Raw genomic sequence first — 20,954 nt, forward strand, 5'->3', positions numbered from 1 at the left:
AGAGTATGAAGCGGCGCGATTGGCAGGAAGCATGTTGTGGCGAAGGCGCAAGCTCCCTCGCCACAAGCGGTGGTTTGTTCTAGCGTTGTAGAAGCAGGTATAGCCGACGGCAACGGAGGGCATCGATGGATCTTCGTACAAAAGGTTTCACGCTGATCGAGCTGCTGGTGGCCCTCGGTGTGCTGTTGATCCTGATCACCATGGCGGTGCCGTCGTTCACCGGGTCGCTGCAAAGCAGCAAGGCCGATACCGAGATCGGCGACTTGCGCCGTGCCTTGAACTTCGCGCGAATGGAAGCGATCAATCGTGGCATTACCACGCGAATTCGTCCCACCACGCAGGGTGGAGCCTGGAGTGGTGAGTTGACCGTGTATGACAGCACCGGCAATCCGGCCAATGTGTTGCGGGTTGTTCCAGCGATGGGCAGCGGCGTGACTCTGACGCTAACCTCAGATGTGACCAGTATCGATTTCAACAACCTGGGCGGATTATCGGCACCGGCCACGCCGGTGAGTTTCAGTTATGTACGGGGGGCGCAGAGCAGGACGCTCAGTGTTTGCCTCAATGGACGAATTGTATTGGATGGAAGTTGCGGATGAAGGGTTGCAGTAGACGGGCACAGGAGGGCATGACGCTGATCGAGGTGCTGGTGGCGGTGCTGATCCTTGGCGTGGGCCTGTTGGGGGCGGCGATGGTCCAGCTCAATGCGCTCAAGTACACCGACAGCTCGCGCATGACCAGCCAGGCCAGCTTCATCGCCTACGACCTGATGGACCGTATCCGCGCCAATTCAGCCGCCGACTACACCATCACGCCGCCCAGCTCACCCAATTTCAGCGTGGCCCGGGACCAGGACCTGTACGACTTCAAGACCAACATCGTCGCCTTCGGCGGCGCCACGGCCACGGGCACTGTCGCGCTGAATCAGCGGGTCTACACCATCACTGTTTCCTGGGACGATGCCCGGGCCGCCAACACGACAAACACAGCGCAGGCCAGGCGTAGCTTCGTATTGACCAGCCGTGTCGCCGTCGACCCGGTGGCGACGCCACCATGAATAGAAGCAACCGGGGATTCGGCCTGATTGAATTGATGATCGCGCTGGTGATCAGCCTGGTCGTGGTGTTGGGCGTCGTGCAGATTTTCATCTCGGCCAAGAACACCTATGCCAGCCAGAACGCTGCGGCGGTGATGCAGGAGGACGCACGGTTTGCCTTGAGCAAGATGATCCAGGAGATTCGCATGGTGGGCATGTTTGGCTGCCTGGCGACCATCACCGATGCCTCCTCGAACAATGATTTCGCCGCCAGCCAGCTCACCCCGATTCGCTGGGACAACGCCAACCGAAGGTTGACCCTGGTGACGGCCGACATCGGCAACAGCGGCGGCACGCCGGCCTGGACGATCATTTCCGACTGCCGTAACACGGCGACCGCCTACACCGGGGCGCGATTACCGGCGAGCGGGCAATTGGCTTTTCCGATTCGTCGTTTGATCTACGGTTTCAGCAACAATCAACTGCTCCTGGGCAGTGGCCGCGGCAACCCGACCATGGCGGTGCTGGTGGACAACGTGCGGGCGTTCGACGTGACCTTTGGCGTGGCCGACAGTGCGACGGATATCGCGGCCACCAACTACAGCGCCAACCCGACCGACCCGGCGCTGATTCGCAGCGTGCGCTTGACACTGACGCTGTTCGATCCGAGGAACAGCGTGCGCGATCAGACCTTCAACGTGGTTGCCGCCTTGCGCAACCGGCTGCCATGAGGGAGCGACCGATGACTTCGACAGGCCTCGGACATCGCCAGCGCGGCATGGCATTGCTGGTCAGCCTGGTTTTTTTGCTGCTATTGACGCTGATCGGCCTGTCGTCGATGCAGAGCGCCACGCTCCAGGAAAAAATGACCGGCAGCGTCATGCAGCGCAACCAGTCGTTCCAACTGGCCGAGGCTGCGCTGAGGGTGGGGGAAAGCGCTGTGCAGGTCGAGACGTATTCATTGCCGGTCTGTAGCACCCCTGCACAATGTGCTCCACCGGCCGAGTCGGCGACGGTGACAGGCGCGGGGCGTAATTCGTCGTCGGGGGTGCTCTGGGTGGCCGCCGCGGGCGGCTTTTATGGGGTGCAGAATATCGGCACGACCCTTGCGGCAGTCAACGTGCCGGTCAATACCTCGGCGACGTTGTATCGGATCACTGCGGTGGCTGTAGTGGGCAACAATCAGCGCAGCGTGGTGGAGAGCATCTATGCGAAGTATTAGGGCGCTGCTCGGTTCGTTGTGGGGGGCGTTGCTCAGCCTTTACCTGGCGGCGCCGGTCTATGGCTTCACGCCTTCGGAGTCGCCTCTGTTGAGCGCGGCGGCGGTGACGCCCAACGTGATGCTGCTGATCGATGATTCCGGGAGCATGAACAACATCATCTGGGCCGCCGGCTTTGATCCGGCGGCGACGCAGACGCGCACCTTTGCATGTAACTCCAGTAACAACTGCAACGACAGGTATGAGCTGGATCAGGACGATTCGAACATTCTGTTGGTGAGCCTGTTGCGGGGCGGCTGCTTGTCTGGCTGGTACGGCTTCTATCGGACCGGCATCGGGCGAATCTGCCTGCGACTGCCAGATCCGGTGGGCGGGGGTAATACCCGTTACGCGGGGAAGTACCTGGCCTATCTGGTAACCCTGGCCAACGGTGCCAGCCGGGACTTCACCACGGGGACGATTCCCAACGATTATCGCATCAACGTTGCACGGGATGTCTCGACCGACCTGGTCGCCAATAACCGCGCCCTGCGCATTGGCCTTGCCACCTTCAACCCGCCCAACAGCAGCAACTCCGGCCCGGGCGGCTACATTGCCCGGGCCATCAGCGATCTTTCTTCAGTCAGTGGCAGCGTGACCCAGGCCCAGGCCAACAATAACTACAGCGCCTTGATCAACGCCATCAACGGCTTGGGCGCCGTTGCCAACACGCCTTTGGCCGAAAGTTATTACGAAGTCACCCGCTATTTCCGAGGCATGGCGCCGTATTACAACGGTACACCCAGCACCTATACCAGCCCGATCCAATACCGATGCCAGAAGAACTTTGGCGTGGTGATCACGGATGGCCTGCCCACCTATGACCGCACGTTTCCAACCAACGACCCCCTAGGGGGCAACCGCTTGCCGAACTGGGATGGCATCAGTGCCAACGATGGTGCCAGCTCCAGCGGCGATGCGGAGGGCGACACGCTTTATCTGGATGACATCGCCAAGTTCGCCTTCGACATTGACATGCGCACCACAGGCACCGATGTCACGGGCAAGAGCTGGGATGGGGCCGAGTTTCGCCGGCAGTACCTCAACACTTATACCGTTGGGTTTGCCGTTACTAACCAGATGCTTTCCGACGCCGCTCGCTATGGTGCGGGCAAATATTATCCGGCCACCGACAGCGAGGGCTTGAACTCGGCGCTGTCATCGGCCCTCAGCGACATCACCTCCAAGGCCGGTTCGGGAGGCGGCGGCACCAGCAATGGCGCCACGCTCTCAAGCACCTCCAGTTACTACCAGACCACCTATGACCCCAGGGATTGGCGCGGGACCATCAAGGCGTTCGGTTTCAACACCACCGGGACGGTCAACACGGCGGCGGTTCAATGGACCACCGACACCGCTATCGTGCCCGGCGCGACGGCGCCGATCTATCAGTCCTGGAACACCGCCACCAACGTGCCGGTAACCCTGGCCTACGGGAACTTCTCCCCGGCTCAGCAGACCAGCCTGAGCCAGGGCCTGCCTACAGGGGTCACCGGCAACGATTTGGTGGAATGGAGCAAGGGCATCAACAAGACCGGGCTGAAAGCGCGCAGCGCCTTGCTCGGGGACATCATCAATTCACCGCTGCTGCTGGCTTCGCCCAACGACCAGACCGCCTCCGACCTGGTGAATGACACCAGCTACAGCGCCTACCTGACGACCAAGGCGGCGAACATGAACGCCAGCCTGGTGGTGAACGCCAACGATGGTTTCTTCAGCGTCATCAACAGTACGAACGGCACCCGGCGTTACGCTTACATGCCATCGAGCGTCCTCCCGTCGTTGCAGCTCATCGCCGACCCCAGCTACGTCAACGGCGTAAGCCACAAATTCCTGGTGGATGGGCAGCTCGGCGTTTTTGATGCACAACTGGGCTCCGTCTGGAAAACCCTTGCCCTGGGCGGAACCGGCGCGGGTGGCCGGGCTTTTTATGCGGTGCAACTGTTCGATGCATCGGCGGGCAACGCGATTCGGGCGTTGTGGGAAATCAGCGCGCCGACGGTCGCCAACACAGCGCACCCCTTCAATGACCTGGGCTACGCCTACGCACGCCCCGAAGTGGCACGGTTGGCGGATGGCCGTTGGGCCGCGTTCATTTCCAATGGTTACGGCAGCAACACCGGTGTGGCCGCGCTGTACGTGGTGGATATTCGCGACGGTTCGCTGATCCGGAAAATCATCGTCAACAGCAGCGAAACCAATAACGGGCTGTCGTCGGTCAAGCTTCGGGTCAATTCCCAGAATGTGGTTCAGGCCGCCTATGGCGGTGACCTGAGAGGACGGATGTGGAAGTTCGACCTCAGTGGCACCTCACCGAACACTTGGGGCCTGGCATTCGCCGGTCAGCCATTGTTCACCACCCCCGGCGGGACGACCCAGCCGATTACCGCCCAACCTTTGCTGGCGGAAAATCCCCAGGGCGGCATTCAGGTGTTTTTCGGCACGGGCAAATTCAACGAGTCCGTGGACAAGCTCAACAAGGATCTGCAGGGGTTCTATTCAATCTGGGACGCCACTGGCGGCACGGGGCAGATCACCGTCTCGAGCCTGCAAGCCCAGTCAATCACGGGTATCTTTTCCGGCGCTACGGGGCAGTTCATAACGACCAGCGAGACCGACGTGGCCTATCCCACGAAGAAAGGCTGGTATCTGCCGCTGACATACAACAATGCACTCACCGGCGAGCGTGTCATCAATCCGGCCAACCTGGTACTTGGTCGCGTTGTCTTCACCACGGCCGCCGTGGACACCACCGACCCATGCGCCAGCTTCGGTACCGGCAAATTGATCGAAGTGGATGCGTTCAACGGTAAGATGCTCAACTATGCGGTACTCGATACCAATAACGATGGTTCGCTCAACAGCCTCGACACGATTTCCGCCGGCGTGGTGTTCACGGGCGGGATCCCGACCCTAAGCGCGGTGGTCAGTGCCAACGGGGCTACTAATATGATCGTGAACGACTCCGGTGGTGGTATCACCGATCTGCTGGGCAAAGCCGTCGGCGGCAGCCGCCGCATCATGTGGCGACAAATACAGTGAGAGGCAAGGCATGCACAGATCCAACCGAGGTTTCACCTTGATCGAAATCATGATTGTCATCGCGATCATCGGTATCGTGATCACCATCGGCTACCCGAGCCTGACCGAATACATTAAAAAGGCCCGGCGTACCGAGATTGCCTCGCTGCTGTCGGAGCAGGCGCAGATCCTCGAGCGTCACTACTCGAAGAACAACGTCTATTCCAACGCGACCGGCCTGAGCACTGGGAATGACTTCTACACCATTATCCCTACGACCTTGACGGACCAGACCTTTACGTTGACGGCCGCGCGCAGGAGCGGCTCGTCCATGGCCGCGGACAAGTGCGGTGATTTCACGATCAACAACACGGGCAAGCGGGACATCACGAACGCCGCTGCCGGGGTGACCGTCAAGGACTGCTGGGGCCGCTGAGTTTTCTATTGATGGGCGCGGCGTTGCGCCCTTTGTCTAATGAGTCGAAACAGAACATGACCAGGCAACAGCAAGTGGTGATCATCGGCGGTGGGGTGATTGGCCTTCTGACCGCATTCAATCTGGCCTGCGAGGGGCAGCGCGTCGTGCTGCTGGATCGCTCCGGCGTTGGGCAGGAGTCATCCTGGGCGGGTGGCGGTATCGTTTCGCCGTTGTACCCGTGGCGTTATAGCCCGGCGGTCACCGCGCTGGCCCATTGGTCACAGGATTTTTATCCACAGCTGGGCGAGCGCTTGTTTGCCGCCACCGGGATTGATCCACAGGTGCATGTCACCGGGCTGTATTGGCTCGACCTCGATGACCAGGACGAAGCGCTGGCCTGGGCCGAGCGGGAAGGGCGTCCGTTGCGCGCCGTGGATATCTCGGCGGTTCACGACGCCGTGCCGGTGCTGGGCTCAGGGTTTTCCCGGGCGATCTACATGGCCGACGTGGCTAACGTGCGTAATCCCCGGCTGGTGAAATCCCTCAAGGCCGCGTTGGCAGCGCTGCCCAACGTCACGCTCCATGAGTACTGCGAAGTCCGGGGATTCATACGCGACGGTGAGCGCGTGGTGGGAGTGGACAGCTCGGCTGGAGCGATTCGCGGCGATCAAGTGGTATTGGCGGCTGGCGCCTGGAGTGGCGAGCTGCTCAAGACATTGGGCTTGAAGTTACCGGTCGAACCGGTGAAGGGGCAGATGATCCTGTACAAATGCGCGGAGGATTTTTTGTCGAGCATGGTCCTGGCCAAGGGGCGCTACGCGATTCCACGTCGTGATGGGCACATCTTGGTTGGAAGTACGCTGGAGCGTGAGGGCTTTGACAAGACGCCGACCGATGCCGCGCTGGAGAGTCTCAAGGCTTCGGCGGTGGCGCTTATTCCTGAGCTTGCCGATGCCGAGGTGGTTGGGCACTGGGCGGGGTTGCGACCTGGGTCGCCGAAAGGGATTCCCTATATTGGCGAAGTGCCAGGGTTTGCGGGGCTTTGGTTGAACTGTGGGCATTATCGCAATGGGCTGGTGCTGGCGCCGGCTTCGTGTCGGTTGTTTGTGGATTTGATGTTGGGGCGCGAGCCGGTGGTTGATCCTGTGCCTTATGCGCCGGCTGGGCGGTTGTAGTTGTGACCGGGTACATATCCATATCTGCGGTAATGGCTGCTTAGGGTTCCGCCCTTACGGCGGGTCACTTTTTTCAGACGCCAAAAAAGTAACCAAAAAGGCTTTGCCCCACCACTCGGTGCCTCGCCTAGGCTCGGCATGCCTTCACTCCGGCCTTGCTCAGCGGGCCGCCGCGAAGGGCCATCCATGGCCCAGCGCGGCTACCTCGGCATCCATGCCGAGATGCCCACTGCGCAAGGCCTGCGTTCAGCCATCGTGGTTAACGGGGCGCCTCAGATCAAAATCAAAATCAACGGCAGTCACACTCCAATCCAAATTGTGGGATTTGCGGTGGCCCACAAATCTGTAGATCGTCATCAAGCTAATGCGGGGCCGTCCGCTGTTGCTGTTGCTGTTGCTGTTGCTGTTGCTGTTGCTGTTGCTGTTGCTCTGCTTTTGATTTTGATCTATACGCCCCGTTAAACCACGCTGGCCGAACGCAGGCATTGTGTAGTGGGCATCCCGGCATGGATGCCGGGATAGCCGCGCTGGGCCATGGATGGCCCTTCGCGGCGGGCCCACGGAGCAATGCCGGAGTGAGGGAACACCTCGCCTAGGCGAGGTGCCGAGTGGTGGGGCAAAGCGCTTTTGGTTACTTTTGGCGCTCTTCCAAAAGTGACCCGCTGTAAGAGCGGAACCGCCCGTGGTCGTTACCGCAGAAACGGATATACACACCAGCGATGGAGGCCTAAACAACTGGCCAAAATTTGTCGGAATGGTCGGACAGCGTCCTCAATCAAGCCGAATTATCCGACAAGGTCTGGCGGTTGCCGGGTGGGAAGAACTCTCGCTAACCTATTCCCGTCGCTGCCAATTCAGCGTCCGGGCGTCGCGGCCCGCTAACTTGGTAATCCATTCCTCTTTGGAGTACCGCAATGTATGACAAGCCTTCTTCACCTTCAGAAAACAATAAAGCCTCTCCTGACGCCAGCCTTAACCCAGAAGGGCTCGATGAAGCCACCAAGCGCACCATCGACAAATCGCCCTGGGCGTACAGCAACTGATTGAACTGGGTGAATTGCTCGCCAATCGAGTGCTGGACGAGCAGGTGCCGGTGACCGGGCGGTAGACGGCGCCTCTGCGGTAATCACAACCCATGTGGCGAGGGAGCTTGCTCCCGCTGGGCAGCGCAGCAGCCCCAACAGCAACGACTCGGTCCGCCTGATACAGCGAGGTGCCAGATTAGGGCTGCGTTGCAGCCCAGCGGGAGCAAGCTCCTTCGCCACGGGATGAGCATGAACCCCAAGCTTTGAGCTAATCCAACCCCAACTTCTTCAACCGATATCGCATCGATCGAAACGACAACTTCAATCGTTGTGCCGCCGCCGTGCGATTCCAGCGGGTTTCCTCCAGCGCCTGGAGGATGACCTTGCGTTCAACGTCTTCGAGGTAGTCTTCCAGGTTGTCGACCCGCACCAGGTCGGCATTGGCCACGTCGCCACCCGCGTAGCTCTCGGCAAGGCGCAGGTCATCGGCCTCGATCTGATGGTGTTCGCAAAGGGTATAGGCCCTTTCCAGCATGTTTTCCAATTCCCGCACGTTGCCCGGAAAACGATAGTTGCGCAGAGCCTCGAGTGCTTGTGGGTGCAGCTTCGCCACAGGGTTGCCAGTGCTGGCGGCCAGGCGCTGGAGCATGTGGTTGGCCAGCGGTTCGATGTCTTCACGGCGTTCGCGCAGGGGCGGGACGCGCAGTTCGATGACGTTCAGTCGGTAGTACAAATCCTGGCGAAAGCGCCCGGCGGCGACTTCAGCGTCCAGGTCTTTATGGGTGGCACAGAGGATTCGTACGTCCACCACTTCTTCCTGCTGGCCTCCGACGGCGCGAACGGCTTTCTCCTGGATGGCGCGCAAGAGTTTGACCTGCATCGCCAGCGGCAGGTCGGCCACTTCATCGAGGAACAGCGTTCCGCCGTGCGCGGCCTGGAACAGTCCGGGTTTGTCTTCGATGGCGCCGGTAAAGCTGCCTTTTCGATGGCCGAAAAACTCGCTTTCCATTAGCTCATTGGGAATCGCCCCACAATTGACAGGCACGAAGTGCTGACTGGCACGGGGCCCTTGCTCGTGGATCAGGCGGGCGACCAGTTCCTTGCCGCAACCCGATTCGCCGCTGATGTACACCGGCGCCTGGCTGCGGGCCAGTTTTTCGATGTGCTTGCGCACGCTGCGCATCGGTGGCGAATCGCCCAATAGACAGCGTTCGACGGTGGCGGCGGGCGGGATGCCGGCTGAAAGGCGCAGGGCGCTGCCGACCAGTTCCCGCAGACGAGTCAGGTCTACGGGCTTGGTCAGGAAATCGAAGGCGCCGGCCTTGAGGGCGTCGATGGCGACGTCCAGGCTGCCGTAGGCGGTGATCATCGCCACGGGCAGTTGGGGATAACGTTTCTGGATATGTTTCACAAGTTCCAGGCCGGTGCCATCGGGCAGGCGCATGTCGGTCAGGCACAGGTCGAAGGCTTCGCCCGCCAGGGCGGATTGCGCCTCGGCCAGGTTCTTGGCGCTGCGGGTGTCGAGTTTCATCCTTCCCAGGGTCATTTCCAGGAGTTCGCGGATGTCCGGCTCGTCATCGACGACCAGGATTCGTTGCCGTGAGCGTGTATTCAAATCTGTTTCCGTCCGTGAGCAAAGGTGATGCGAAAGCAGCCGCCGCCTTGGCGTGGTTTGAAGTCTAGGCGGGCCTGGTTGCTTTCGCACAGCTCACGGGACAGATAGAGCCCAAGGCCGGTGCCCTGGTTGCTGGTGGTGAAGAACGGTTCGAACAGGTGTGTCTGCTGGTCAGGTGTCACGCCGGGGCCGTTGTCGCGGATGTCCAGTGTCGCCAGTTGACTGCGGGGATCGATGAATAGCTCCAGCCACGCCTCGGCCTGTTCATGGGCCATTGCGCTGTGGCGCCAGGCGTTGCGCAGCAGGTTATCCAGCACCTGGGCCAGCTGGCCGGGGTCCATCAGGGTGATGTAGTCGCCTGGAGCGATGTCCAGGTGCAACTGTTGGTGTTGCGCGGCGCTTTCCCTGGCCTGTTGGACGAATTGCTCCAACCAGGTGCGTAGATCCAGGCGTTGGGGCGCGGTTTGCTGGCGGCGTGACAGCTGCAGGACATTCTCGATGACGCGATTCATACGTTGGGAGTGATCTTGAATAATCTGCGTCAGACGCCGGTCCGCGTCGTTCAGTTCCTCGGACTCGCGCAGCAATTGCGCAGCGTGGCTGATCGCTCCCAGCGGGTTGCGGATTTCATGGGCGATACCGGCGGTGAGGCGACCGAGGGAAGCCAACTTCAGTTGCTGGGCGTGTTGGGCCACCTGGGCCAGATCTTCGAGAAATACCAGGATCTGCTGCTGATCCTGCGATCCCAGGGCGATAAAGCTGGGCTGCAACGTCAGGCCGCTGCCGCTGATGGTCAGGCTTTGCGGCCGCAGGCTGGGGTTGTTCAGCCATAGTTGCAGTCGTTCGACCAGGGCGCTCGATGAGTCGTCGATTCGCTGGCCGATCAGGTCATGCATGCCCAGCAGGTTCAAGGCGCTTTCATTGGCCAGTTGGACCCTGCGTTGACGATCCAGGACCAGGATGCCGGTGCGCATGCGTTGCAGGATCAATGCGTTGAGCGCTTCGAGGCTGAGCACTTCGCTGGCCCTTTGCTCGGCGAGGATCTCGCTCGCTTCCAGTCGTCGGGTCAGGCGCTGCACGAGCAACGCGGCGGCAAAGCACAAGGCGCCCAGGGTGCCCGCCTGCAAATAACTGCTGGGCCGGCTCGAATCGCTGAGGCCGAGCACGAAAGTCGAGCCGACGATTCCGAGGGTGGCCACGGCGGCGAGCAGAAGGCCGATTCGGCCGCGCAGCAAGGTGTTGCCGATCGCCACCGACACAATGATCAGGTTGCCGATGGCGCTGGGGGCGCCGCCCGCGACGAAGAACAGCCACGACAGCAGCAATATGTCGGTCAATGCCAGGCCAAACAGTCGCGGGGGGTGGCGAGTGTTCTCCAGGAACACTACCAGCAGGATGTTCAATATCAGGTATAACCAACTGCCACTGCGTAGCAGGTCGTCGTTGGCGAACTCCAGCAGGCGGTTGTCCATGTTGCTGGAGATCAACAGCACCAGGGTGATGCCGATGCTGAGGCGGTACAGGTGATAAAGGCGCAGCAGGCGCTGCGCCTGTTTGACGCGAGGGCGTTCGTCCTTAGCGATCACGAGTGCCCGGGCCTTGCTCGAGATGAGCCTGGCTGCAGTACCATTGTTGCTGGAGCTCCAGCGCCCGGTCCCGTGGCAAGTGAACGCCGCAATGGGCGCAGCGAACCATCGGCGGCGCGTCCTGCTCCCGGGGCGAGTTGGACGCGGAGGAGGCACCCTTGAACTTGCGCCACAGCCATATCGCGGCGGCAATCAGTACGATCCAGAACAATAGACGAAGCATGGTGGGCGACTTTTTGGCTAGAGATCAGGCAGTTTAGCCAAGGACAGGAACGGCGCACAGCGCAATAAAACCCAGGCACAAAAAAGGAGACTCGCGAGTCTCCTTTTTCATCGGGCCGTGTGTCAGTCGAACAGGCCGAAGGTCATGTAGCTGAACCAGGAGCGGTCGCTGGACTCGCTTTCAGGCTCTGGCTCTTCGATCACGTCGCCATTTTCATCCTTTGGCTTGAGCTCGTTCGGAATGGCTTCCTTGGCATCCTGGAACTGACGCTGTACGTCCTGGTTGGCGCGGGTTTCGCCCGGTGGCAGCGGAGGACGGGACTCGATCAGGCCAAGGGTCGCCTTGCTCAGCCACGAACGGTTGTCGGCTTCGTCGACGCGTGGGGTGAATTGGCCGTCGACCAGGGAAGGGTGGTCGGGGTAGTTCAGCTTCAGGGTTTCCAGGCTGGTGGCCGCAAGTTCGTCCAGGTGCAGGCGCTGGTAGGCTTCGGTCATCACCGCCAGGCCGTCGCCGACCGATGGGGTTTCCTGGAAGTTTTCCACCACGTATCGGCCACGGTTGGCGGCGGCGACGTAGGCCTGGCGAGTCAGGTAGTAATCAGCCACGTGGATTTCGTAGGACGCCAGCAGGTTGCGCAGGTAAATCATGCGCTGCTTGGCGTCGGGCGAATAACGGCTGTTGGGGAAGCGGCTGGTCAGCTGGGCGAACTCGTTGTAGGAGTCGCGCGCGGCGCCCGGGTCACGCTTGGTCATGTCCAGCGGCAGGAAGCGCGCCAGCAGTCCGACGTCCTGGTCGAAGGAGGTCAGGCCCTTGAGGTAGTAAGCGTAATCGACGTTCGGGTGCTGCGGGTGCAGACGAATGAAGCGCTCGGCGGCGGACTTGGCAGCTTCCGGCTCGGCGTTCTTGTAGTTGGCGTAGATCAGCTCCAACTGCGCCTGGTCGGCGTAGCGACCGAACGGATACCGCGACTCCAGCGCCTTCAGCTTGGCGGTGGCGCTGGTGTAGCTGTTGTTATCCAGGTCGTTCTGCGCCTGTTGGTACAGTTCGACTTCGCTCAGGTTTTCGTCTACGACTTCCTTCGACGAGCAAGCAGCAGTCAATGCGAGGATGGCGATCAGCAGCAGGTGTTTCACTTGCATGGCGGCTTGCGTCCCTATGACGGCCGCTGTCTTGGGCGGGGCCGTCCTGTTATGATGAGCGCCCCGTTGAAAGCCTCGGGGCAAAAGACGCCGTATTTAACCACAAGCGCGCAGCCGAAACCAAAGGCTGTGCCGACGCCCAGTCCGAGCATGTCCGATAAAATAGAACTTCGCGCAGAGGTGCCGTCCGAATTGGGCGGCCAACGCCTCGATCAAGTCGCCGCCCAACTCTTCGCCGAGCACTCGCGCTCGCGCCTTTCCGCCTGGATCAAGGACGGCCGCCTGACGGTGGACGGGGCGGTGATCCGCCCGCGCGACATCGTCCATGGCGGTGCCGTCCTCGAGCTGACCGCCGAGCAGGAGGCCCAGGGAGAATGGGTCGCCCAGGACATTGCCCTGGACATCGTCTATGAAGACGACGATATCCTGGTGATCAACAAGCCTGCGGGCCTGGTGGTCCACCCGGCGGCCGGTCATGCCGACGGCACGCTGCTCAACGCCTTGCTGCACCACGTGCCGGGCATCATCAATGTGCCGCGCGCCGGTATCGTCCATCGCCTGGACAAGGACACCACCGGCCTGATGGTGGTCGCCAAGACCATCCAGGCGCAGACGCAACTGGTGACACAGCTGCAAAGCCGGAGCGTCAGCCGCATCTATGAGTGCATCGTGATCGGGGTGGTCACCGCCGGTGGCAAGATCAACGCGCCGATCGGCCGTCACGGCCAGCAGCGCCAGCGCATGGCCGTGATGGAAGGCGGAAAGCAGGCCGTCAGCCACTACCGCGTGCTTGAACGCTTCCGTTCCCACACCCACGTGCGGGTCAAGCTGGAAACCGGCCGGACCCACCAGATCCGCGTGCACATGGCTCACATCAATTTCCCATTGGTGGGCGACCCGGCCTATGGCGGTCGTTTCCGTATTCCACCGGCTGCCAGCCAGACCATGGTGGAATCACTGAAGAATTTCCCTCGACAGGCGCTGCACGCGCGCTTCCTTGAGCTCGATCACCCGACGACCGGCAAGCGCATGAGCTGGGAATCGCCGCTGCCGGATGATTTTGTCTGGCTTTTGACGTTGCTCAAGCAGGACCGCGAGGCGTTCATCGGATGAATGACTGGCTGCTCCCCGACTGGCCCGCGCCAGCCCGGGTCAAAGCCTGCGTCACCACCCGCGAAGGCGGCGTCAGCCTGGCGCCGTTCGACAGCCTCAACCTGGGCGACCATGTCGGCGACGACCCCGCGGACGTCGCTGAAAATCGTCGCCGCCTCACCGACCGATTCGCGGTCACTCCAACCTGGCTGCAGCAAGTCCACGGTATTGACGTGGTCGAGGCTGATCCGACCCAGGTGGTTACCGCTGATGCGAGCTGGAGCGCCACGCCGGGTGTCGCTTGCACGGCAATGACGGCCGATTGCCTGCCGGTGTTGTTCTGCAACCGCGCCGCAACCCATGTCGCGGCGGCCCATGCCGGGTGGCGCGGACTGGCGAACGGTGTGCTGGAAGCCACCCTCGATAGCCTTGCCATGCCCGCGGATGAAATCCTTGCCTGGCTCGGCCCGGCCATCGGTCCGCAAGCGTTCGAAGTCGGGCCGGAAGTGCGCGAAGCCTTTATTACGCAACTGGCCGACGCAGAGCGAGCCTTCGTACCCAGCCACAACACCGGCAAGTTCCTGGCTGATATCTACGGGCTGGCGCGCCTGCGTCTGGCGGCACGGGGCGTTACCGCCGTGTACGGTGGCGGCTTGTGCACCGTGACCGACCCACGCTTCTTTTCCTATCGCCGCAACGCGCGCACCGGTCGCTTCGCTTCCTTGATCTGGCTCGAACGCTAGACTCTCCTGATCTGTATCAACAGTGCGCTGCTTGAATCTTCCAGAATCGGCCACATCTATAGCGGTATCTGGCAGGTTTCTTCATTCAGGATGTTTCTTAGGTCCGGCCTGCTCAAAAGGAAGGTGACCCATGCGTATTGACCGTTTAACCAGCAAATTACAATTGGCCTTGTCCGACGCCCAGTCCTTGGCCGTCGGGCTGGACCATCCCAGTATCGAACCGGCGCATTTGATGCAGGCCATGCTCGAACAGCAGGGCGGCTCGATCAAGCCGCTGCTGATGCAAGTGGGCTTTGACGTCAACAGCCTGCGCAAGGAACTGGCCAAAGAACTCGACCAGTTGCCCAAGATCCAGAATCCGACCGGTGATGTGAACATGTCCCAGGATCTGGCGCGGCTGCTCAACCAGGCCGACCGCCTGGCCCAGCAGAAGGGCGACCAGTTCATTTCCAGCGAACTGGTGTTCGCCGCGATGGACGAGAACAGCAAGCTTGGCAAGTTGCTGCTCGGTCAGGGCGTGAGCAAGAAAGCCTTGGAAAACGCCATCAACAACCTGCGCGGGGGCGATGCGGTCAACGACCCGAACCACGAGGAAGCGCGCCAAGCCCTGGATAAATACACCGTCGACCTGACCAAGCGCGCCGAAGAAGGCAAGCTCGACCCGGTGATCGGCCGTGACGATGAAATCCGTCGAACCATCCAGGTCCTGCAACGGCGCACGAAGAACAACCCGGTCCTGATCGGTGAGCCCGGCGTGGGTAAGACCGCCATCGCCGAAGGCTTGGCCCAGCGCATCATCAACGGCGAAGTGCCGGATGGGCTGAAGGGCAAGCGCCTGCTGTCTCTGGACATGGGGGCGCTGATCGCTGGCGCCAAGTATCGCGGTGAATTCGAAGAACGGCTCAAGGCCCTGCTCAATGAACTGTCGAAGCAGGAAGGCCAGATCATTCTATTCATCGATGAATTGCACACCATGGTTGGCGCCGGCAAGGGCGAAGGCTCGATGGACGCCGGCAACATGCTCAAGCCTGCGCTGGCCCGTGGTGAGCTGCATTGCGTCGGTGCGACCACGCTCAACGAATACCGCCAATACATCGAGAAAGACGCGGCGCTTGAGCGGCGATTCCAGAAAGTGCTGGTGGATGAGCCCAGCGAAGAAGACACCATCGCCATCTTGCGCGGCCTGAAGGAGCGCTATGAGGTCCACCACAAAGTGGCCATCACCGATGGCGCGATCATCGCGGCGGCCAAGCTCAGCCATCGCTATATCACCGACCGTCAGTTGCCGGACAAGGCCATCGACCTGATCGACGAGGCCGCCAGCCGTATCCGCATGGAAATCGACTCCAAGCCCGAAGTGCTGGATCGGTTGGAGCGACGCTTGATTCAACTCAAGGTCGAGTCCCAGGCGCTGAAAAAAGAAAGCGACGAAGCGGCGAAGAAACGTCTGGAAAGGTTGCAGGAAGAAATCGTTCGTCACGAGCGCGAATATTCCGATCTCGAAGAGATCTGGAATTCGGAAAAAGCTGAAGTCCAGGGTTCGGCTCAGATCCAGCAAAAGATCGAACAATCCCGCCAGGAGCTGGAAGCGGCTCGCCGCAAAGGTGACCTCAACCGCATGGCCGAGCTGCAGTACGGGGTCATCCCGGACCTGGAGCGCAGCCTGCAGATGGTCGACCAACACGGCAAAAGCGAAAACCAGCTGCTGCGCAGCAAGGTCACCGAGGAAGAAATCGCCGAAGTGGTGTCCAAGTGGACCGGCATTCCGGTCTCGAAGATGCTCGAAGGCGAGCGCGACAAGCTGCTGAAGATGGAAAGCCTGTTGCACCAGCGTGTGATCGGCCAGGAAGAAGCGGTGGTGGCGGTGTCCAACGCCGTGCGCCGGTCCCGTGCCGGGTTGTCGGACCCCAACCGTCCGAGCGGCTCGTTCATGTTCCTCGGCCCGACCGGTGTGGGTAAAACCGAGCTGTGCAAGGCGCTGGCCGAGTTCCTCTTCGATACCGAGGAAGCCATGGTGCGCATCGACATGTCCGAATTCATGGAGAAGCACTCCGTGGCCCGCTTGATCGGCGCACCGCCGGGCTATGTTGGATATGAAGAGGGCGGTTACCTGACCGAGGCCGTGCGTCGCAAGCCGTACTCGGTGATATTGCTCGATGAGGTCGAGAAAGCGCACCCGGATGTCTTTAACATCCTGCTGCAAGTGCTGGAGGACGGTCGCCTGACCGACAGTCATGGGCGCACGGTGGACTTTCGCAACACGGTGATCGTGATGACCTCCAACCTGGGCTCGACGCAGATCCAGGAGCTGGTCGGCGATCGCGAGGCGCAACGTGCCGCAGTGATGGATGCGATCTCCACGCACTTCCGGCCGGAGTTCATCAACCGTGTCGACGAAGTGGTGATCTTCGAGCCGTTGGCCCGGGATCAGATCGCCGGCATCACCGAGATCCAGCTGGGTCGCCTGCGCAGCCGCCTCACCGAGCGCGAGTTGAAGCTGCAACTGAGCGACGAGGCGTTGGACAAGCTGATCGCGGTGGGTTACGACCCGGTCTATGGCGCGCGGCCGCTCAAGCGAGCGATCCAGCGCTGGATCGAAAACCCGTTGGCGCAGTTGATTCTGTCCGGGCGGTTCATGCCGGGCGAAACCGTGACCGGTACCGTGGAAAACGACGAAATCGTCTTCAACTGAAGGCCGGCATCGCCGGATATTGGAATGGCCTTGCATTGCGAGGCCATTTTTTTCATCAGGCCGTTGAACTCAAAGGAAAAGACTTGTAAAGTGCGCCCCGCAGTACGTCACCCCAAGGGCGACTTCTCTTTGGGAAGGAACCTAAAATAAGTTGCAAATCATTGTCTTGAAAGCAATTTAAGGGGTTGACAGAGGTTACGAAGATTGTAGAATAGCGCGCCTCAGACACACGAACGCAGCGATGCTGACGGGTAGAAGAGGTTGAAGCTGGCTTCAATGTTGTAGCTTCAAATAGCAGTAACTTGAAATATCAGTTCCGTGATAGCTCAGTCGGTAGAGCAAATGACTGTTAATCATTGGGTCCCAGGTTCGAGTCCTGGTCACGGAGCCATTTCAATCGGGGTATAGCGCAGTCCGGTAGCGCGCCTGCTTTGGGAGCAGGATGTCAGGAGTTCGAATCCCCTTACCCCGACCATATTTGGGTCGTTAGCTCAGTTGGTAGAGCAGTTGGCTTTTAACCAATTGGTCGTAGGTTCGAATCCCACACGACCCACCATTTTTGAAACCAGTTCGCTGGAATCGAATCTTAAGATCAGAGGCCAAAAGCGCTGATCGAGGAAGGCGACTTGCGAAGGTCGCCTTTTTTTTACCGGGGTATAGCGCAGTCCGGTAGCGCGCCTGCTTTGGGAGCAGGATGTCAGGAGTTCGAATCCCCTTACCCCGACCATATTAAGAATCCCCGTATCGAAAGATACGGGGATTTTTTTTGCCTGCGGAAAAGCCGATGACTTCAAGTCGTCGTACAACCTGCCGATAACCCGCCAACAGGGCAAGCATCGATCGCCCACCTTCAGGCCAACAACAAGAAAAGGCGCCCGATATGTTCCTTCGCCAACTGAATATTGCCCGCCGCGCCGCGCTGGGTTTTGCCTTGATCGCCGTCCTGGTGGCGCTGCTCGGGGTCTTTGCGCTGGGACAGATGTCGAGCATTCGCGACAGTGAGGTCGCGGTGGAAACCCAGTGGTTGCCCAGCATCCGTGGCGGAGACGAGATCCGTGAATTGATGCTGCGCATTCGCACCATTTCCCTGCGCATGGCCTTGGACCAGGACCCGAAAAACATTGCGGTGTATCGCGGCCAGATGGATACCCGGGATAAAGAACTGAGCGAAAAAATCGCCAGTTACGACAAATTGGTCGTCACGCCGGAAGGCAAGGCGCTTTACGACCAGTTCAAACAGACTTTCGCCGCCTATCGCTCGGGTATCGCCCAGTCGTTTACCTTGGCGGAGCAGGGGCGTCGGGATGAGCTGATCAAGTTGTTGCTGGTGGACATGAAAACCGTGGTGGACGGTTCGGGCAAACAGCTCAATGATCTGGCGGAATTATTCTCCAAGCAGGTGTCGATCGAGAGCCAGAAGTCCCAGGAGCACTACGTCAATTCCCGCATGATCGTCAGCCTGTTCATTGTGCTTGCCGCCCTGGCTACGGTGGCCCTGGCCATGTTGCTCACCCGCAGCATCGTCAAGCCCCTGGGCGAGGCGCTGAATGCTGCGCAGAGCGTAGCCCGGGGTGACCTGACCCGGCCGATCGAGACCCACGGCAACGATGAAGTCAGCCGTTTGCTCATGGCGCTGGCGGCCATGCAGCAGAATCTGCGTGAGACGTTGCAGGGCATCAGCGGCTCGGCCGCGCAACTGGCCACGGCAGCCGATGAGCTGAACGCCGTCACGCTCGACAGCACCCACAGCCTGCAGCAGCAGAACAACGAAATTGAACAGGCTGCCACTGCCGTCACCGAGATGACCACCGCCGTGGAGGAAGTCGCGCGCAACGCCGTTTCAACCTCCGACGCCACCCGCCAATCCAGCGAATCGGCGACGTTGGGGCAGGAGCGGGTCAGCGACACCGTCGACGCCATCAGCGCGCTCGCCAACGATGTTCAGGTTACCGGCGGCCTGGTGCAGTCACTGGCCAGCCAATCCCAGGATATCGGCAAAGTGCTGGATGTGATTCGGGCCATTGCCGAGCAGACCAACTTGCTGGCCCTTAACGCGGCCATTGAAGCGGCCCGGGCGGGAGAGAGCGGGCGGGGGTTTGCGGTGGTTGCCGACGAGGTGCGGGCGCTGGCGTATCGCACGCAGCAATCGACCCAGGAGATCGAGCAGATGGTCCAGGGCATGCGCAGCGGTGCCACCCAGGCGCTGGATTCCATGCAAGCCAGTTCCAGCCGTGCGGCGAGCACCCTCGCGATGGCGGAGCGGGCAGGGGAAGCGCTGCAAACCATTACGGCATCGGTCAGCGAGATCCATGAGCGCAACCTGGTCATCGCCAGTGCCGCCGAAGAACAGGCGCAAGTGGCTCGCGAGGTTGATCGCAACCTGGTGAATATTCGCGATTTGTCCGTGCGCTCGGCTTCCGGCGCGGATCAGACCAGTGCCTCCAGCCATGAATTGTCGCAGCTTGCAAACTCGCTGCGCACGATGGTGCAGCGGTTTCAGGTTTGATTGACGACTAAGTGCTGGACGGGCGGTGTTCCCACGCGAAGCGTGGGAACGATCGTCATGTCAGTGCAGTTTCAACCGTGGCTCGGTCCCACGCCCGATCTTGCTACCCAGCATCAGCATCGCGGTACGGAACATCCCGTACAGCGCCATCTGGTGCATGCGGTACAACGACACATAGAACATCCGCGCCAGCCAGCCTTCAAGCATCACGCTGCCGGTCAGGTTGCCCATCAGGTTACCCACCGCCGAAAAGCGCGACAGCGAGATCAGCGAGCCGTAGTCAGTGTATTTGTATTCAGGCAAGGCCTTGCCCTCGATCCGCAACTTCAGCGATTTAGCCAGCAGCGAGGCTTGCTGATGCGCTGCCTGGGCGCGGGGTGGGACGTTGCGGTCGCTGTCCGGTTGCGGGCAGGCGGCGCAGTCGCCGAAGGCAAAGATGTTGTCGTCGCGAGTGGTCTGGAGTGTCGGCAGCACCTGCAGCTGGTTGATCCGGTTGGTCTCCAGTCCGTCGATGTCCTTGAGGAATTCTGGCGCGCGGATCCCGGCGGCCCAGACTTTCAGGCTCGCGTCGATCACTTTGCCGTCCGCCGTAATCAAGCTGTCGGCAGTCACCTGGCTGACGGAGGCGTTGGTCATGACATTCACCCCAAGTTTTTCCAGGGTTTTGTGCACTGGCCCGCCGATCCGCTCTGGCAGTGCCGGCAAGACCCGTGGGCCCGCCTCGATCAGGGTGATGTGCATGTTCTCCGGTTTGATCCGGTCCAGGCCGTAGGCATGCAGTTCGTGGGCGGCGTTGTGCAGCTCGGCCGCCAGTTCAACGCCGGTCGCACCGGCGCCGACGATCGCAACGCTGATGCGCTCGATGGTATCGGTCTGCCCGGCGTGAGCGCGCAGGTAGTGGTGAAGCAACTGCTGGTGGAAGCGCTCGGCCTGCTTGCGGGTATCGAGGAACAGGCAATGCTGCGCCGCGCCCTCGGTGCCGAAATCGTTGGTGGTGCTGCCCACCGCGATCACCAGCGTGTCGTAGCCCAGCTCCCGGGCTGGCAACAGCTCGACGCCCGCCTCGTCATAGGTGGCGGCCAGTTGGATTCTCTTGTTCTCGCGATCCAGGCCGCTCATGCGCCCGAGCTGGAACTCGAAGTGGTTCCATTTCGCCTGGGCCACATAGTTGAGTTCGTCTTCGGAGGAGTTGAGGGAGCCGGCCGCTACTTCGTGGAGCAACGGTTTCCAGATGTGGGTCAGGTTCGCGTCGACCAGCATCACACTGGCCGTGCCACGCTTGCCCAGGGTCTTACCCAGACGGGTAGCCAACTCCAGACCGCCGGCGCCGCCGCCAACGATGACAATACGATGAGTCATGGGGATATCTCGCAAGGCTAAAGGAATTCGGTGCCGTTACCTGCGCGAGCGTCAATGACAAATAG

At 60.8% G+C, this 20,954-nt stretch carries 18 protein-coding genes, 4 tRNA genes and 1 pseudogene; 18 read left to right on the forward strand and 5 right to left on the reverse strand.

The genetic code is table 11. From position 1 onward, the window contains the following. Positions 1-125 precede the first annotated feature (125 nt). From J3P92_RS04330 to J3P92_RS04375, 10 genes and pseudogenes are all read left to right on the forward strand, one after another. Complete coding sequence (locus J3P92_RS04330; protein ID WP_420767639.1) at positions 126-599, forward strand: GspH/FimT family pseudopilin; 474 nt, start codon at positions 126-128, stop codon at positions 597-599. Beyond that, entirely contained in the window at positions 596-1,057 is a 462-nt protein-coding gene (pilV, locus tag J3P92_RS04335; RefSeq protein WP_434562238.1) for a type IV pilus modification protein PilV, read from the forward strand. The genes J3P92_RS04330 and pilV overlap by 4 nt, the downstream gene beginning before the upstream one ends. Continuing rightward, positions 1,054-1,767, forward strand: a complete 714-nt coding sequence (locus J3P92_RS04340) for a PilW family protein (protein ID WP_434649988.1) — start codon at positions 1,054-1,056, stop codon at positions 1,765-1,767. The genes pilV and J3P92_RS04340 overlap by 4 nt, the downstream gene beginning before the upstream one ends. Further along, the gene (locus J3P92_RS04345) at positions 1,764-2,258 is read left to right on the forward strand and encodes a pilus assembly PilX family protein (protein ID WP_420767636.1); all 495 of its coding nucleotides are present in this window, start codon (positions 1,764-1,766) and stop codon (positions 2,256-2,258) included. Before J3P92_RS04340 ends, J3P92_RS04345 begins: the two co-directional genes overlap by 4 nt. Continuing rightward, positions 2,245-5,337, forward strand: a complete 3,093-nt coding sequence (locus J3P92_RS04350; protein WP_434649989.1) for a pilus assembly protein — start codon at positions 2,245-2,247, stop codon at positions 5,335-5,337. The genes J3P92_RS04345 and J3P92_RS04350 overlap by 14 nt, the downstream gene beginning before the upstream one ends. A 10-nt stretch (positions 5,338-5,347) precedes the next feature. Continuing rightward, positions 5,348-5,752, forward strand: coding sequence for a type IV pilin protein (locus J3P92_RS04355; protein ID WP_434562242.1), 405 nt, complete (start codon positions 5,348-5,350; stop codon positions 5,750-5,752). A 56-nt stretch (positions 5,753-5,808) separates the two neighbouring features. After that, complete coding sequence (thiO, locus tag J3P92_RS04360; RefSeq protein WP_434649990.1) at positions 5,809-6,909, forward strand: glycine oxidase ThiO; 1,101 nt, start codon at positions 5,809-5,811, stop codon at positions 6,907-6,909. Between the two features lie 186 nt (positions 6,910-7,095). Beyond that, positions 7,096-7,197: pseudogene (locus tag J3P92_RS04365) on the forward strand (nucleoid-structuring protein H-NS); the annotation flags it as partial. A 626-nt stretch (positions 7,198-7,823) separates the two neighbouring features. Continuing rightward, complete coding sequence (locus tag J3P92_RS04370) at positions 7,824-7,952, forward strand: hypothetical protein (protein ID WP_434609496.1); 129 nt, start codon at positions 7,824-7,826, stop codon at positions 7,950-7,952. Then, positions 7,949-8,017, forward strand: a complete 69-nt coding sequence (locus J3P92_RS04375; protein ID WP_434564077.1) for a hypothetical protein — start codon at positions 7,949-7,951, stop codon at positions 8,015-8,017. The genes J3P92_RS04370 and J3P92_RS04375 overlap by 4 nt, the downstream gene beginning before the upstream one ends. Before the next feature lie 185 nt (positions 8,018-8,202). On the opposite strand, the gene J3P92_RS04380 is transcribed toward J3P92_RS04375, so the two are convergent. The 4 genes from J3P92_RS04380 to J3P92_RS04395 form a co-directional block, all read right to left on the reverse strand. Then, the gene (locus J3P92_RS04380; RefSeq protein ID WP_434651097.1) at positions 8,203-9,480 is read right to left on the reverse strand and encodes a sigma-54-dependent transcriptional regulator; all 1,278 of its coding nucleotides are present in this window, start codon (positions 9,478-9,480) and stop codon (positions 8,203-8,205) included. Positions 9,481-9,545: 65 nt separating this feature from the next. Further along, entirely contained in the window at positions 9,546-11,135 is a 1,590-nt protein-coding gene (locus tag J3P92_RS04385; RefSeq protein WP_434649991.1) for a two-component system sensor histidine kinase NtrB, read from the reverse strand. Next, a complete protein-coding gene (locus J3P92_RS04390; protein WP_420767629.1) occupies positions 11,125-11,358 on the reverse strand; it encodes a PP0621 family protein in 234 nt (77 codons plus the stop codon). The genes J3P92_RS04385 and J3P92_RS04390 overlap by 11 nt, the downstream gene beginning before the upstream one ends. Positions 11,359-11,480: 122 nt before the next feature. Then, positions 11,481-12,497: an outer membrane protein assembly factor BamD gene (locus J3P92_RS04395; protein WP_420767628.1), complete on the reverse strand. Its 1,017-nt coding sequence runs from the start codon at positions 12,495-12,497 to the stop codon at positions 11,481-11,483. A 150-nt stretch (positions 12,498-12,647) separates the two neighbouring features. On the opposite strand from J3P92_RS04395, the gene rluD reads away from it, so the two are divergent. From rluD to J3P92_RS04435, 8 genes are all read left to right on the forward strand, one after another. Next, positions 12,648-13,610, forward strand: a complete 963-nt coding sequence (gene rluD, locus J3P92_RS04400) for a 23S rRNA pseudouridine(1911/1915/1917) synthase RluD (protein ID WP_420767627.1) — start codon at positions 12,648-12,650, stop codon at positions 13,608-13,610. Then, positions 13,607-14,332 carry a peptidoglycan editing factor PgeF gene (pgeF, locus tag J3P92_RS04405; RefSeq protein ID WP_434649992.1) on the forward strand — a complete coding sequence of 242 codons (726 nt, stop codon included), beginning with the start codon at positions 13,607-13,609 and terminating at the stop codon, positions 14,330-14,332. Before rluD ends, pgeF begins: the two co-directional genes overlap by 4 nt. Positions 14,333-14,462: 130 nt before the next feature. Further along, positions 14,463-17,024 (forward strand): ATP-dependent chaperone ClpB, encoded by a 2,562-nt coding sequence (clpB, locus tag J3P92_RS04410; protein WP_434711769.1) that lies wholly within the window; start codon positions 14,463-14,465, stop codon positions 17,022-17,024. A gap of 315 nt (positions 17,025-17,339) precedes the next feature. After that, positions 17,340-17,415, forward strand: a tRNA-Asn gene (locus J3P92_RS04415). A gap of 7 nt (positions 17,416-17,422) precedes the next feature. Continuing rightward, positions 17,423-17,499, forward strand: a tRNA-Pro gene (locus J3P92_RS04420). A gap of 5 nt (positions 17,500-17,504) precedes the next feature. Next, positions 17,505-17,580, forward strand: a tRNA-Lys gene (locus J3P92_RS04425). Positions 17,581-17,674: 94 nt separating this feature from the next. Continuing rightward, positions 17,675-17,751, forward strand: a tRNA-Pro gene (locus tag J3P92_RS04430). A 153-nt stretch (positions 17,752-17,904) separates the two neighbouring features. Continuing rightward, positions 17,905-19,530: a methyl-accepting chemotaxis protein gene (locus tag J3P92_RS04435; RefSeq protein WP_434701217.1), complete on the forward strand. Its 1,626-nt coding sequence runs from the start codon at positions 17,905-17,907 to the stop codon at positions 19,528-19,530. Positions 19,531-19,590: 60 nt separating this feature from the next. On the opposite strand, the gene J3P92_RS04440 is transcribed toward J3P92_RS04435, so the two are convergent. Further along, a complete protein-coding gene (locus J3P92_RS04440) occupies positions 19,591-20,889 on the reverse strand; it encodes an NAD(P)/FAD-dependent oxidoreductase (protein WP_420767624.1) in 1,299 nt (432 codons plus the stop codon). Positions 20,890-20,954: the final 65 nt, after the last annotated feature.

It is taken from the genome of Pseudomonas sp. D3-27, assembly GCF_051132165.1.
In the GTDB taxonomy this organism is placed as follows: Bacteria; Pseudomonadota; Gammaproteobacteria; order Pseudomonadales; family Pseudomonadaceae; genus Aquipseudomonas.

Excerpts from the sequence above, each read along its gene's own strand:
- J3P92_RS04330 (WP_420767639.1), top strand. The coding sequence starts at position 126 with ATGGATCTTCGTACAAAAGGTTTCACGCTGATCGAGCTGCTGGTGGCC.
- pilV (WP_434562238.1), top strand. The coding sequence starts at position 596 with ATGAAGGGTTGCAGTAGACGGGCACAGGAGGGCATGACGCTGATCGAG.
- J3P92_RS04340 (WP_434649988.1), top strand. The coding sequence starts at position 1,054 with ATGAATAGAAGCAACCGGGGATTCGGCCTGATTGAATTGATGATCGCG.
- J3P92_RS04345 (WP_420767636.1), top strand. The coding sequence starts at position 1,764 with ATGAGGGAGCGACCGATGACTTCGACAGGCCTCGGACATCGCCAGCGC.
- J3P92_RS04350 (WP_434649989.1), top strand. The coding sequence starts at position 2,245 with ATGCGAAGTATTAGGGCGCTGCTCGGTTCGTTGTGGGGGGCGTTGCTC.
- J3P92_RS04355 (WP_434562242.1), top strand. The coding sequence starts at position 5,348 with ATGCACAGATCCAACCGAGGTTTCACCTTGATCGAAATCATGATTGTC.
- thiO (WP_434649990.1), top strand. The coding sequence starts at position 5,809 with ATGACCAGGCAACAGCAAGTGGTGATCATCGGCGGTGGGGTGATTGGC.
- J3P92_RS04370 (WP_434609496.1), top strand. The coding sequence starts at position 7,824 with ATGTATGACAAGCCTTCTTCACCTTCAGAAAACAATAAAGCCTCTCCT.
- J3P92_RS04380 (WP_434651097.1), bottom strand. The coding sequence starts at position 9,480 with ATGACCCTGGGAAGGATGAAACTCGACACCCGCAGCGCCAAGAACCTG.
- J3P92_RS04390 (WP_420767629.1), bottom strand. The coding sequence starts at position 11,358 with ATGCTTCGTCTATTGTTCTGGATCGTACTGATTGCCGCCGCGATATGG.
- J3P92_RS04395 (WP_420767628.1), bottom strand. The coding sequence starts at position 12,497 with ATGCAAGTGAAACACCTGCTGCTGATCGCCATCCTCGCATTGACTGCT.
- rluD (WP_420767627.1), top strand. The coding sequence starts at position 12,648 with ATGTCCGATAAAATAGAACTTCGCGCAGAGGTGCCGTCCGAATTGGGC.
- pgeF (WP_434649992.1), top strand. The coding sequence starts at position 13,607 with ATGAATGACTGGCTGCTCCCCGACTGGCCCGCGCCAGCCCGGGTCAAA.
- clpB (WP_434711769.1), top strand. The coding sequence starts at position 14,463 with ATGCGTATTGACCGTTTAACCAGCAAATTACAATTGGCCTTGTCCGAC.
- J3P92_RS04435 (WP_434701217.1), top strand. The coding sequence starts at position 17,905 with ATGTTCCTTCGCCAACTGAATATTGCCCGCCGCGCCGCGCTGGGTTTT.
- J3P92_RS04440 (WP_420767624.1), bottom strand. The coding sequence starts at position 20,889 with ATGACTCATCGTATTGTCATCGTTGGCGGCGGCGCCGGCGGTCTGGAG.